The organism is Lacrimispora sp. 210928-DFI.3.58, assembly GCF_020554865.1.
Classification (GTDB): domain Bacteria; phylum Bacillota; class Clostridia; order Lachnospirales; family Lachnospiraceae; genus Enterocloster.
Genome location: NZ_JAJCIC010000059.1, coordinates 1 through 13,770, shown reverse-complemented (window position 1 = coordinate 13,770; position 13,770 = coordinate 1). Strand labels below are relative to the sequence as shown.

Sequence of the window (13,770 nt, the reverse complement as noted above, 5' to 3'; positions counted from 1 at the left end):
AGCTTGCTTCCGCTATGGACTCTATGGAGACCAAACTTACCTCTGTTATGGATTCTAAGCTTGCTTCTGCTATGGACTCTATGGAGACCAAACTTACCTCTACCACGGATTCTAAGCTTTCTTCCACTATGGACTCTATAGACTCCAAATTTGAGCGAATCACCCAAAGACTGGATCGTCTTGAAAGTCAAGGAAACGAAACCTTCCGCGAGTTAATGAATGTAGAGAAGCTCGTAATTGAAAATCAAGACAGCATACGAGATCTGCAGGCAAAAAACAACACTCTTCTGCTAAAATCAGATAATACTTCTCTGCTTTTAAAAATGATCGACCAGCAATCTGTTGAGGTATCCCATTTAAAGGGCCGGGTCGAGAGACTTGAGCATCAATTAGCATAATCCCAATATCATACCGCTAAAAAAATGTAAAGCCTATAAAATCATCAAGGTTTCCGATGGTTACCCAATCCGGCCAAACGCATCACTGGCGCGTTTGGCCGGATAGATATTGAAACCGAAATTTAAAAACAGCCGCCAGCTATGGATCTGCTCCACAACTGCCGACTGATTTTAACTACCTTACAAAGCAACCATATCTGACCCGCAGATTAGTTGTACTTGCGCTTACGAGCAGCTTCAGACTTTTTCTTACGTCTTACGCTTGGCTTCTCGTAATGCTCTCTCTTACGAATTTCCTGCTGAATGCCAGCCTTTGCACAGTTTCTTTTGAATCTGCGTAAAGCGCTGTCTAAGCTCTCGTTATCTTTAACAATTACGTTTGACATAGCTCACACCTAACCTCCCTCCAGTTGTGTAATTGTGCATAATACAACTGTTTGGGTATTTTTAGCACTGCTATGATTATAGCATAAAAATACCGTACGTCAAGAATAAATTTAGAAAAAACCAATTTATTTTGCACTTCCAGTGTTACTGCCTTACTTTAAAAGTCCCGCCGCCAAATAGGCGGCATGTATCCAGGTATGAAATGTGCCCGCCAGACTTTCATAGCGTGGCGGTGCGACCGCCAGCCGGGCGCATGTAGGTCTACTTTGTCTGCTCCTCAGCCACCTCAAGAGCCTTCTTTAAGGCATCCTCGATGCCTGCCGGGTTCTTGCCGCCTGCCTGGGCCATGTTTGGACGGCCGCCGCCGCCACCGCCTACAAGGCCTGCAATGGCCTTGATCAGGTTGCCGGCATGGGCTCCCTTCTTCTGGGCACCATCTGTGACAGTCGCCATCAGATTTACCTTGCCGTCCACTACGGAAGCGATCACCACAATGCCCTCGCCCAGCTTCTCCTTCATCTGGTCTCCTAAGCCTCTGAGGCCGTTCATATCAACGCCTTCTACCTTAGAAGCCAGCACCTTTAAGCCGTTGATCTCCTTTACCTGGTTCATGACATCACCCATGGCGTCATTTGCCATCTTGCTCTTCAACTTCTCATTCTCAGAGTTCAGAGCCTTGATCTCATCTAACAGGGCCTCGATCTTTGCGGTCAGGGCTGCCGGAGTAGTCTTTGCAGTCTTTGCTGCCTCCATCAGCTCTGCCTCTACCTCCTCATAGTGCTTCATAAGCCCCTCGGAGGTAAGTGCCTCGATACGTCTCACGCCTGCTGCAATACCTGCCTCAGACAGGATCTTAAAGGAGGCAATGGTGCTTGTATTTGCCACATGGGTACCGCCGCAAAGCTCTGTGGAGAAATCTCCCATCTTTACTACGCGTACCTTCTCGCCATACTTTTCGCCAAACAGGGCCATAGCGCCTGTCTTCTTTGCCTCATCTAATGTCATAACCTCTGTCACAACCGGAAGGGAAGCCTGGATCTCCTCATTTACAAGGTGCTCCACCTTTCTTATCTCCTCCTGGGTCATAGCAGAGAAATGGGTAAAGTCAAAACGGAGTCTGCCCGCATCCACATAGGAACCTGCCTGCTCTACATGGTCGCCCAGAACGGTCCTCAATGCCTTCTGGAGCAGATGGGTAGCGCTGTGGTTCTTGCAGGTAAGACTGCGGTTCTTGCTGCATACAGAAAGGGTAACGGTCTCTCCTGTCTGGAGCATTCCCTTTGTCATCACACCCACATGGCCTACCTTGCCGCCCTGGAGGTGAATGGTGTCCTCTACCTTAAATGCACCGCCTGCACTCTCAATGGTTCCCACATCGCCCTGCTGGCCGCCCATAGTTCCATAGAATGGCGTCTGCTCCACAATAATGGTGCCCTTCTGTCCGTCTGTCAGAGCCTCTACGATCTCGTCCTCTGTTGTCAGTACGGTGATAGTGGAATCAGCTGTTAATTTATCATAGCCCACAAATTCTGTGGTAATGGATGGATCAATGGACTGATATACCGTAACGTCAGCTCCCATGTAGTTGGTAGCCTTGCGGGCCTTTCTGGCCTTTTCCTTCTGCTCCTTCATGGCAGCGGCAAAGCCGTCCTCGTCCACACCGTAGCCTTTCTCCTCCAGGATCTCCTTCGTGAGGTCCAGCGGGAAGCCGTAGGTATCGTACAGCTTAAATGCATTGTCGCCGGACAGGGTCTTCCCGCCGGAGGCACGCATCTCCTCCTCCATATCTCCCAGGATGGATAAGCCCTGGTCAATGGTCTTGTTGAACTTGTCCTCCTCCTCAGTAAGAACCTTGAAGATCATGGACTGCTTCTCCTCCAGCTCAGGGTAACCGTCCTTGGAAAGCGCGATCACGGTCTTGGAAAGCTCTGCCAAGAACTTGCCCTCAATGCCCAGCTTTCTTCCATGCCTGGCTGCACGGCGCAGCAGGCGGCGCAGCACGTAGCCTCTGCCCTCATTGGATGGCATGATGCCGTCGGAGATCATAAAGGTGCAGGACTTGATATGGTCTGTGACAATACGCAGGGATACGTCCGTCTCATGCTCCTTCTGATATTCCTTGCCTGAAAGCTCACACACACGGTCAAGAAGAGCCTTGTTGGTATCAACAGTAAACAGGGAATCCACGCCCTGTACTACAACAGCCAGACGCTCCAGTCCCATACCGGTATCAATATTTTTCTGGATCAGATCAGAGTAATTACCGTGTCCGTCATTGTCAAACTGGCTGAACACGTTGTTCCATACCTCGATATAGCGGTCACAGTCGCAGCCAACCGTACATCCCGGCTTTCCGCAGCCAAATTTCTCTCCGCGGTCATAGTAGATCTCAGAGCAGGGACCGCAGGGGCCGGAGCCATGCTCCCAGAAGTTATCCTCCTTGCCAAACCGGAAAATGCGGTCAGCAGGGATACCGATCTCTTTATTCCAAATGTCAAAGGCCTCATCGTCATCCTGGTATACGGAAGGATACAGTCTGTCAGGATCCAGACCTACTACCTCGGTTAAAAACTCCCAGGACCAGTGGATGGCCTCTGTCTTAAAATAATCGCCAAAGGAGAAGTTGCCCAGCATCTCAAAAAACGTGCCATGGCGGGCTGTCTTTCCGATGTTCTCAATATCGCCTGTACGGATGCACTTCTGGCAGGTGGTCACACGCCTTCTGGGCGGGATCTCCTGACCTGTAAAGTAGGGCTTTAAGGGAGCCATACCTGAGTTGATCAGAAGCAGGCTGTTATCGTTATGCGGAACAAGTGAAAAGCTCTTCATTGCCAGATGGCCCTTGCTCTCGAAAAATTCCAGGAACATCCGGCGCAGCTCATTCACACCGCGGTACTGTGGTTCTTTCACTTTATCGTCCTCCATATCATTACAACATAAATTACATAACCGTCATTTTACCATATCGTCATGCAATTATCAAGACTCACTTAAAGAAAAACAGGCACAAAGCGCCTGTTTTCAATGGTATCCGTATTACGATCTTGCACCGGGGGATCCCTTAAGCTCTACTCCATCCCTGGCGACTTTCGCTGTATCCTTGTACCGTTCTGCCAGCTCATAGGCACGCTCTCTTGTAAGTTTCACCATAGTAGCTGCATAACCGATCGGTTCAATGGAGCTGCTGCCCTTTTTGGAGTTTTCTGCCGCTGACCGGTCCCTGGTATAGAGCCAATCCTGCTGCTCCTTTGCAAGCTTTGCTGCCTCCTCCTCTGAAAGCTGTGTGAGAAGGGCGTTATACACGGTGCTCAGCTCTGCCTCCCACATCTTAAGCTCTGTCTCTGCGGAGGTCTTAATCGAATAGACATTGGAGTCCGTCTCCTCGCTCCGTATCTTCTGTATCTGCGTATCCAGATCCTTTAGCCGCTGGACGTAATCCGAATCCGCCGTAGTTGTCTCCTCCAGAGCCGTACCTCCTGACAGCGGAGAGATCGGCTCCTCCTGCTGGATATCTGCCATCCTTTCCCCCGGCCCTGCACCCGAAGACCGGGCTATGGAACTGCCTGCCTCCTTTGGCATAGCATCCTCACTGATCACGGCCGCTTCTGCTGCAACAGCCTTCTTCTGTGCGGCCGCTCTGTCCTCTGCTATAGCACTTTCCTCCGGCAGCCCCGGTACTGCGGCCGCTGCGGCTTCTGCAATAGTCCCGGATTCCGCCTCTGGGATATCTTCCCCCTCCTCTGAAGAGGCTGCCTCCTCCGGTCCTCTTACAGTATCTGGTCTGGCTGTCTGGACAAGTTCCTGTATCCCTGTCTCTTTTGCCGCCATTGTCATCGCGGCAGCGCTGCCAGACCGATCCTTTATATAAGAGCTGGTGTAATAGGTCACCGTACTTCCCAGAACCAGGATGCAGCCTATCACCACCCATATCCTTTTATCCTTCATGTCCATCATCCCTGTCTCTGTCTATAGGCCTATCTTAACACAAAAAAGCCATTCAGTGAATACAAAGATGAAAGGAGTAATAGATTGTAAGAGATATGTAAGAAACACCCCTCAGGGCATCCCCCAGCCACTTCATGACACATACTGCAAGGCGGTTATCCCAGAGACAGCCCCTCATCCACCTGAAGATTTCCGCCGTCTGCCGCAGCCGTTGCCAGCTTGTCACACCGTTCATTTTCCGGGTGGCCTGCGTGGCCCTTGACCCAGATAAAGGTAACATCATGGGGCTCCTTTGCGGTCAGAAGGCGCTTCCAGAGGTCGATGTTCTTCACCGGGCCGCTCTTCCCCCGGTTCCAGCCCTTTTTGATCCAGCTGTCGATCCATTTCTGGTTAAATGCATCTGTCAGATATTTGGAATCGGAATACAGCTCCACCCGGCAGGGACGGTTTAAAGTCTCAAGGCCCACAATGGCCGCCATCAGCTCCATCCTGTTATTGGTGGTGCGCACATAGCCTGCTGACAAGGTTTTCTCATGAAGCTGTCCCTTCTGATCCCTGTAATGCATCACCACCCCATAGCCTCCCGGACCGTCCGGATTTCCTCTCGCTGAACCGTCTGTGTAAATCTGTACTTCTGTCATGATATATGCTCCATCCTGTAAATAGTATTGTCTTTTATCTGTCCCATTTCTGGCAGAGGGCAAGTATCTGCTCTGTGAACTTTGTCAGGTCGCGGTTTGCCCCGCCCTCATTCCTGCTGATAACATCCATGAGGAGATTCCCGGCATCCACCAGCCTGGTATAGACGCCTGTGGCCTTCTTCCTGGCAGCTGTCTCTTTCTCAATGGGAATGCCCGCTGTCTCTTTGATCCAGCAGCCCTTTATCAGATCAAACTCAGAGCCTGAGAAGGGCGCCTTTGCAGCAAGTCCCAGGCGGCTGGTAAGGACATCGGTAAAGGCCACGCAGGACTCATCGCTTCCGTGTACCACAAAAACGTACTCCGGACGCTTTTCAAAAGCAGATATCCAGGTGAGGAGCCCTTCCTTGTCCGCATGGCCGCTGATGCCCTCCATGGTCTCAATATGGGCCCTCACATCGATCTCCTCGCCAAAAAGCTTCACGATCTGAGCTCCGTCCTGCAGAAGGCGTCCCAGGGTGCCCTCCGCCTGATAGCCGGCAAACACAATGGAGCACTCCGGCCGCCAGAGATTATGCTTTAAATGGTGGCGGATACGCCCTGCATCGCACATGCCTGCCGCGGAGATAATGACCTTCGGCGTCATGTCAAAGTTGATATTTTTTGATTCCTCACTGGATACAGACAGCTTAAGCCCCGGAAACTCAATGGGATTGATCCCGCGCTCCACCAGAGCCTTTGTCTCCTCGTCATAGCACTCAAGCATATTTGCCTTAAACACATGGGTGGCCTCCACGGCCAGGGGGCTGTCTACATAGACCGGAAAGCCATCGTGCCCCTCTACCAGCTTTTCCTCCTTAATATGGCGTATCATGTAGAGAAGCTCCTGGGTGCGGCCCACAGCAAATGCCGGTATCACCACATTTCCTCCCCTGTCTAAGGTTTCCCCGATAATACGGGCAAGGCTCTCTATATGGCTCACTCCCTTTTTGTGGGAGCGGTTTCCATAGGTGGACTCCATCACCACATAATCCGCATCCTCAATGTACTGGGGATCGCGTATCAGGGGCTTGTTCTGGTTGCCGATATCTCCGGAGAAGACGATCTTTCTTCTCTCCTCCCCTTCCGTGGCCCAGATCTCAATGGAGGCTGAGCCTAAAAGATGGCCGACATCCGTAAACCGCAGGGTAAGATTGTCATTGAGCTTAAATACCTGGCCATAGGCAACGCCCTCAAAATGTTTCAGCACATTCTCCGCATCCTGAGTGGTATAAAGGGCCTCCACCTGGCCGCGCCCGGCTCTCTTTGCCTTCCTGTTCTTCCACTCTGCCTCCATTTCCTGGATGTGGGCACTGTCACGCAGCATGATCCCGCACAGGTCTGCAGTGGCATAGGTGGTGATCACCTGACCCTTAAAGCCTCTTGCAGAGATCCAGGGAAGCATGCCCGCATGGTCAATGTGGGCATGGGTCAGAAAAACATAATTGATCTCCCCATAGCTTACGGGAAGCTCTGCATTTTCATACACATTAGTGCCCTGCTCCATTCCGCAGTCGATCAGTACTTTCGTCTCCCCCACCTCAAGAAAATGGCAGCTGCCTGTCACTTCATGGTCTGCTCCGATAAATGTAAGTTTCATCTGCATTCTCCCCTCTTTATCCACTATAGGCACGGCGGCTCTCCCAGGCCAATATTGGACATTTTTATCTGTATTGTTTATGAATTGTCTGTCAATTCTATCTTTAGTATATCACAGTTCCCATTTAGAATGCAAATAGTATTAACATTTTATAGAATTAAAGTTCAAGCGGGTATCAAATAATAATACAGATCATACCTCCATTGCTGTCATTGATGATCTTCTGAAGCGTATCCTGGAGCTTTAGCTGGCATTCCTCTGTGAGCTGTGATACTTTTGCCTGGATGCCGTCCTCCACGATCTGCTCAATGGATTTTCCAAAAATGTTCGTGTTCCATATGCCGTCATCGCTTTCCCTGGCATTTTCCTTGATGTATGCGATCAGGTCCTGCGCCTGCTGCTCGCTTCCCACAATGGGGGCGATCTCCGTCTCGATGTGGGCCTTGATCAAATTGATGGAGGGGGCCTCCGCCTTCATCTTCACACCGTATTTATTGCCATGGCGGATCACCTGGGGCTCATCTAAAACGATCTCTGAGCGCTCCGGAGTCACCACTCCGTAGCCCTTTAAGCGCACCTGGGCCAGGGCGTTCTTTACCTTCTCATACTCCTTCTGCATATTGGCAAGGCTGCTTAAGGTCTGCATCAGCTGGTACTCGCCTTCAATGGGAAGGCCTACATAGTCACTCAATATCTGATAATAATAGCTGTCATCCATCACTACCCGGATATCCACACAGCCGTCTGCCATCTGCATGGTCTGGACATTCATGGATTTCATAGCATCTGTCTTCTGCCCCGCCAGCTCCCCGGCCACATCCTTCATGTGGTTTACCTTCTGCACTACATTTTTTGCAGCCTGGATGACCTGAGCCTTCAGCCAATGGGTGGAAGGAAGGATCTCCAGCCATTTGGGAATATGGAAGTCCAACTCCGTCACAGGGAACTCCTTCAGGATTTTTTCTAAAATATGGAAAATATCATCCTTTTTCAGCTGTTCACAATTTACCGGAAGTACAGACACGCCATATTCCTCCGCCATCTCCTTTGCCAGCCTGGCCGTCTCGTCCGAATAGGGCTTTGTGGAATTGAGAAGCACCACAAAAGGCTTTCCAAGCTTTTTCAGCTCGTCGACCGTCTGCTTCTCTGCCCCTATGTAGCCGGAACGCCTGAGCTCCCCTATGGTTCCGTCTGTGGTGACAACAATGCCGATGGTGGAATGATCGCTTATCACCTTCCTGGTACCGAGCTCTGCGGCCTGGGTAAAGGGAATCTCATGGTCAAACCAGGGTGTCTTTACCAGCCGCTCCTCGCCTCCTTCAATGTGTCCGGCTGCTCCCTCTACCATGAAGCCAACGCAGTCAATGAGTCTCACCTTAGCCTCAATGCCGTCTGCCAGACTGATGCCGGCAGCCTCCTTTGGAATAAATTTGGGTTCTGTTGTCATAATGGTCTTTCCGGCAGCGCTCTGGGGAAGTTCGTCCCTGCTGATAGCCTTCAAATTCTCGTCCTCCATGGCAGGCAGAACGAGCAGCTCCATAAACCGTTTGATAAAGGTGGATTTCCCTGTGCGCACCGGTCCCACAACTCCGATGTAGATCTCGCCTCCAGTCCGGACCTGGATATCCTTGTATACATGAAATTGATCCATAAAAATACCCCCTTGCTATGTTTTTATAATATATGCAGGGGGGTATTCCTATATGTCGGTTATTCGCTTAAGTAAGCCTTCTTTACCTGGTCATTATTCATAAGCTCCTTGGCATCGCCGCTCAAGGCAATATTTCCTGTTTCCAGAACATACGCCTTATTTGCAATGGAAAGGGCCTTCTTCGCGTTCTGCTCTACCAGAAGTACGGTGGTGCCGTCTCCGTTGATCTTCTGGATGATATCAAAGATCTCATTCACATAGATAGGCGACAGGCCCATGGAAGGCTCATCCATAACGATCATCCTGGGGTGGCTCATAAGCGCACGGCCCATGGCAAGCATCTGCTGCTCACCTCCTGAGAGAGTACCGGCAGGCTGGTTCTTGCGCTCCTCCAGACGGGGGAAGCGTCCATAGACAAGCTTTAAAGTCTCCTCCACCTCATTCTTATCTGTTCTTGTGTAAGCGCCCATTTTCAGGTTCTGCAGCACGGTCAGGTTGGCAAATACGCGCCTTCCCTCCGGCACGTGGGCAATGCCCATCTTTACCAGCTTATGACCTGGGACCTTTGTGATATCAGTTCCCTCGTATATGATCTTGCCCTCCTTTGCGGGAAGGAGGCCTGTGATCGTATGAAGGGTGGTAGTCTTTCCGGCACCGTTCGCGCCGATAAGGGCAACAATGTCTCCCTGTTCTACATCAAAGGAGATTCCTTTCAGAGCCTGGATAACCCCATAGTACACTTCCAGGTTCCTGACTTCCAACATAGCCATATGTTCCTCTCCTCCTATTCGCCAAGATATGCTTTTACGACCTCTGGATTGTGGAGCACGTCGCTGGTGACGCCCTCACACAGCACCTGTCCGAAATTCAGGACTGTCAGACGCTCACAGATGCCGCTTACCAGCTTCATGTCATGCTCAATGAGCAGGATCGTCATATCAAATGTATCGCGCACAAAGCGGATGGTGTCCATCAGCTCTGCCGTCTCATTGGGATTCATGCCGGCTGCCGGCTCATCCAGCAGAAGGAGCTTCGGGTCTGTGGCCAGGGCCCTGGCGATCTCCAGCTTTCTCTGCTTACCGTAGGGCAGGTTGGACGCCTTGAAATCGCACTCATTATCCAGGCCAAATACCTTCAGGAGCTCCATGGCCTTTTCATCCATCTCCTTCTCCACCTTATAGTAGACCGGAAGGCGGAAGATCCCGGTGACTGTAGAATATTTGTGGTGGTTGTGAAGTCCTGCCTTTACATTGTCCAGCACAGACAGCTCTTTAAAAAGGCGGATATTCTGGAAGGTCCTGGCTATACCTGCCTGGTTGATCTCAATGGTCTTCTTCCCGGTGATGTTCACGCCATCCAGCACAATGCTTCCCGCATCCGGCTTATACACGCCTGTCAAAAGGTTGAATACCGTGGTCTTACCCGCACCGTTCGGTCCGATCAGGCCGTACAGCTGACCCTTTTCAATATCCACATGGAAGGTATCCACTGCCTTTAATCCGCCAAAGGAAATGCTCAAATTTTTAACTTCCAGTAATGCCATGTTATGCTGCCTCCTTTGCCGGTTTCTTGTTTTTTCTGCTTAAGCTTTCAGCAATGCGTTCTCTGAACACAACGAACTGGGGCGCAGAGTTAAACAGCATAGCAAGGATCAGAACGATCGCATACATGAGCATGCGGTAATTGCTTAAGCCTCGCAGCATCTCAGGGAGGAGATACAGGACAACGGTGGCAATCACAGAGCCTCGGATGCTTCCGATGCCGCCCAATACCACATATACAAGGATCATGATAGACATGTTATATCCGAAGTTCTTCGGAAGAGCGGTCAGCGTTGTCAGGTTATGGGCATAGAGAACGCCGGCCACACCTGCCAGTCCTGCTGACACGGAAAACGCCAGAAGCTTGTACTTTGTAATGTTGATCCCAATGGATTCTGCGGCAATACGGTTGTCACGAATCGCCATGATGGCGCGCCCTGTCCGTGAATTTACCAGATTCATGACAATAAACAGGGTAATGATGACCAGGATCACTCCGATGGTAAAGGTAGCAGCCTGAGGCGTGCCGGTGATGCCCTGGGCGCCCTTGATCAGCACTTCTCCCCCTTCCTCCAGGTTCAAAGAAATAGAATCCTTAAAGGAAATATGAAAGCCCTGGGAATCACGTCCTAAGTAGACAGCATTTACCAGGTTCTTGATGATCTCGCCAAAAGCCAACGTCACGATTGCCAGATAGTCACCTCTCAGACGGAGAACAGGAATGCCGATGAGCACGCCGAAAACGGCTGCTACCACTGCTCCGATCACAATGGCGATCAACATGGCAACCGTGGGATCCATAGCGCCCTTTACGCACTTGGAGAACAGTGCTCCTGCAAATGCTCCCACGCACATAAAGCCTGCATGGCCCAGACTCAGCTCTCCCAGGATGCCTACTGTCAGGTTCAGGGATACTGCCATGATCACGTAGATACAGAAGGGAACTAACAGTCCCTTCATCAGGCTGGACACCTGGCCTGCGCCGATGAGTATCTGCATGATGAGATAGGCAATCACTACAATGGCATATGTAATCATATTGTTGATAAACAGTTTACGTTTTGCTGTACTCTTCATACCGGCACCTACACTTTCTCATTAATCTTTTTGCCCAGAATACCGGTGGGCTTCACAAGCAGTACGATGATCAGCACGGAAAACACGATGGCATCCGAAAGCTGTGAGGAGATATAAGCCTTTGACAGGATCTCGATCACTCCCAACAGGACTCCTCCGATAAATGCGCCCGGAATGGAGCCGATCCCCCCGAATACAGCGGCCACAAACGCCTTGATACCGGGCATGGAGCCTGTATAAGGAGTAAGGGACGGATAGGCTGAGCACAAAAGCACGCCTGCAATAGCTGCCAGGGCAGAGCCGATGGCAAAGGTAAGGGCAATGGTGCCATTTACATTGATTCCCATAAGAGTAGCTGCACCTTTGTCTTCAGAAACAGCCAGCATGGCCTGTCCTGCCTTTGACTTGTTGATAAAGGCAGTAAGGCAGATCATGATGATGATACAGGAAAGGATCGTGACAATGGTCTCCCCTGTGATCGTCATCTGTCCGTCAGCCAGCTTTAGGGCCGGGATCTTAACTACCGATGTAAAAGACTTCGTATCAGCGCCAAAAATCAGCAAGGCCACATTCTGGAGCAGATAGCTGACACCGATCGCTGTTATGAGAACAGCCAGAGGTGAGGCACCACGCAGAGGCTTGTAGGCCACCCGCTCGATCACCATTCCCAGGACCGTGCATGCCGCCACTGCGATCAATACACCTGCCAAAGGCGGAAAACCCATGGAGCTGACAGTGACGAACACAACATAGCTTCCGATCATAATAACATCGCCGTGGGCGAAGTTCAGCATTTTGGCGATACCATAAACCATTGTATATCCGAGAGCTATGATAGCATATACACTGCCCAGGCTGATGCCGTTAATCAAATAGTTTAAAAAACCCATACCTACACCTCTTCGTTTGAAGTCTCAAATAATATTGCAAGAGGGCTGTCGTAACGACAACCCTCTTTTGGGTCGCAAAACACGCGATTCTGATATCATTACATTGCTGCGTAAGAGCCGTCAACAACCTTAACAGCCTTAGGAGCCTTGTGTGGCTCACCATCCTCGGTCCAGGTCATCTCCTCACCGGTTAAGCCGTCTAACTTGATGTTCAGCATGGAAGCCTTGATCGCATCACACAGATCGCTTGCGGACATATCCGGTGTTGCGCCTGCATCCTCGATAGCTGCCTTGATAGCATATACTGCATCGTAAGCATCTGCTGCGAACTGGATCGGGATCTCGCCGTAAGCATCCTGGTAGCTCTTTACAAAGTTTACAGTCAGGTCGTCTGTTGCATCTGCTGCGAATGGTGTTAAGAGCATCAGGCCCTCTGCCAGGCTTACGTCAAAGTTCTCAACCTGAAGGATACCGTCCATACCATCGCATCCAAAGAACTGAGTCTCAAAGCCCATGGTGGAAGCCTGCTGTAAGATCAGGGAAGCCTCTGTATAGTAGATCGGCAGGAATACCAGCTCAGCGCCGGCGTCCTTTGCCTTCTGAAGCTGTGTGGAGAAGTCCTTGTTGCTGTCAGCTGTAAATGCCTCTGCTGCTACGATCTCGATGCCCTGGTTTGAAGCCTCCTGAGCAAACTTTTCGTAAATACCGCTGGAGTATACGTCAGAGCTGTCATAGATCACTGCCACCTTGGTTGCCAGCTTGTTCTCGCCGATGTATGTAGCGGAAGCTGCACCCTGGTCAGGATCAGAGAAGCATACGCGGAATACGTTTGGATTTGCTGCACACTCTACGGCAGAGCCGGATGGTGTGATCTGGAACATGTTGTCTGCTGCGGACTTATCTGCAACTGCGATACAGGGAGCAGATGTAACGGTTCCTACCAGAGCCTGCATGCCCCAGTCCTTTAAGGTATTGTAAGCGTTAACAGACTTCTCTGCGTCATGCTCATCATCCTGGAACTGGAACTCAACCTGGCAGCCGTTGATGCCGCCTGCTGCGTTGATCTCCTTTACTGCGATCTCAGCGCCGTGCTGTACAGCGATACCGTACACAGCTGCGCCTCCGGTGATGGGGCCAATGCCGCCGATCTTGAATACACCGCCTGCTGCCTGAGTCTCGCCCTCGGCTGCCTCTGCAGTCTCGCCCTCAGCTGCTGCTGTTGTCTCTGCTGCTGCAGGTGCTGCTGTTGTTTCTGTTTTAGAACCGCCGCCACAGGCTGTTAAAGATGCTGCCATGATAGCTGCAAGTCCAAGACTTAAAAATCTCTTCTTCATAATTACATTCCTCCTCTTTGCTTTTTCAATTTAAAGCTGTTCTATATTATAGGTAGTTCAGATGGGATTGTCAACCTTTTCGTGAAGATTCTAAGGATTTTTTGTAGATTCAGCAGAATTGAACTAAATTTTTTTCGGTGATTTGGCAATAAAAGCTAAATTTTTTCGTTTTTATCTTTCGGCTCACGAAAAAAGAAATGCGCCGAAGCGCATTTCTCAGACTGTAGACAAAGTCCCGAGCGAGAGCTCGGACTTTTCTACATTTATCGC

Annotated in this window: 12 protein-coding genes; 1 reads left to right on the top strand and 11 read right to left on the bottom strand. The window is 50.6% G+C overall.

Translation table 11 applies throughout. The features are described 5' to 3' along the window. Window positions 1–398: hypothetical protein (locus LIZ87_RS20790; protein ID WP_227149064.1), on the top strand; the 398-nt coding region annotated here is incomplete at its 5' end. A 209-nt stretch (window positions 399–607) separates the two neighbouring features. Here LIZ87_RS20790 and rpsU read toward each other — a convergent pair. The 11 genes from rpsU to LIZ87_RS20735 form a co-directional block, all read right to left on the bottom strand. Beyond that, window positions 608–784, bottom strand: coding sequence for a 30S ribosomal protein S21 (gene rpsU / locus LIZ87_RS20785; protein WP_003504099.1), 177 nt, complete (start codon window positions 782–784; stop codon window positions 608–610). A 262-nt stretch (window positions 785–1,046) separates the two neighbouring features. Then, window positions 1,047–3,710 (bottom strand): alanine--tRNA ligase, encoded by a 2,664-nt coding sequence (alaS, locus tag LIZ87_RS20780; protein ID WP_264468119.1) that lies wholly within the window; start codon window positions 3,708–3,710, stop codon window positions 1,047–1,049. 111 nt (window positions 3,711–3,821) lie between these two features. Beyond that, window positions 3,822–4,730, bottom strand: coding sequence for a lysozyme inhibitor LprI family protein (locus LIZ87_RS20775; RefSeq protein WP_227149063.1), 909 nt, complete (start codon window positions 4,728–4,730; stop codon window positions 3,822–3,824). A 155-nt stretch (window positions 4,731–4,885) separates the two neighbouring features. Further along, window positions 4,886–5,371, bottom strand: coding sequence for a ribonuclease HI (gene rnhA / locus LIZ87_RS20770; RefSeq protein WP_227149062.1), 486 nt, complete (start codon window positions 5,369–5,371; stop codon window positions 4,886–4,888). A gap of 34 nt (window positions 5,372–5,405) precedes the next feature. Further along, a complete protein-coding gene (locus LIZ87_RS20765) occupies window positions 5,406–7,013 on the bottom strand; it encodes an MBL fold metallo-hydrolase RNA specificity domain-containing protein (protein WP_227149061.1) in 1,608 nt (535 codons plus the stop codon). A 169-nt stretch (window positions 7,014–7,182) separates the two neighbouring features. Next, window positions 7,183–8,658, bottom strand: coding sequence for a stage IV sporulation protein A (gene spoIVA, locus LIZ87_RS20760; protein WP_227149060.1), 1,476 nt, complete (start codon window positions 8,656–8,658; stop codon window positions 7,183–7,185). Between the two features lie 59 nt (window positions 8,659–8,717). Next, window positions 8,718–9,428 carry an ABC transporter ATP-binding protein gene (locus LIZ87_RS20755; protein WP_178316686.1) on the bottom strand — a complete coding sequence of 237 codons (711 nt, stop codon included), beginning with the start codon at window positions 9,426–9,428 and terminating at the stop codon, window positions 8,718–8,720. A gap of 14 nt (window positions 9,429–9,442) precedes the next feature. After that, a complete protein-coding gene (locus tag LIZ87_RS20750) occupies window positions 9,443–10,201 on the bottom strand; it encodes an ABC transporter ATP-binding protein (protein ID WP_227149059.1) in 759 nt (252 codons plus the stop codon). 1 nt (window position 10,202) lies between these two features. Continuing rightward, on the bottom strand, window positions 10,203–11,276 hold the full coding sequence (locus LIZ87_RS20745) for a branched-chain amino acid ABC transporter permease (protein ID WP_227149058.1): 1,074 nt from the start codon (window positions 11,274–11,276) through the stop codon (window positions 10,203–10,205). An 8-nt stretch (window positions 11,277–11,284) separates the two neighbouring features. Continuing rightward, window positions 11,285–12,166, bottom strand: a complete 882-nt coding sequence (locus LIZ87_RS20740; protein WP_178316683.1) for a branched-chain amino acid ABC transporter permease — start codon at window positions 12,164–12,166, stop codon at window positions 11,285–11,287. Window positions 12,167–12,264: 98 nt separating this feature from the next. Continuing rightward, window positions 12,265–13,500 (bottom strand): ABC transporter substrate-binding protein, encoded by a 1,236-nt coding sequence (locus LIZ87_RS20735; protein ID WP_227149057.1) that lies wholly within the window; start codon window positions 13,498–13,500, stop codon window positions 12,265–12,267. Between the last annotated feature and the right edge of the window lie 270 nt (window positions 13,501–13,770).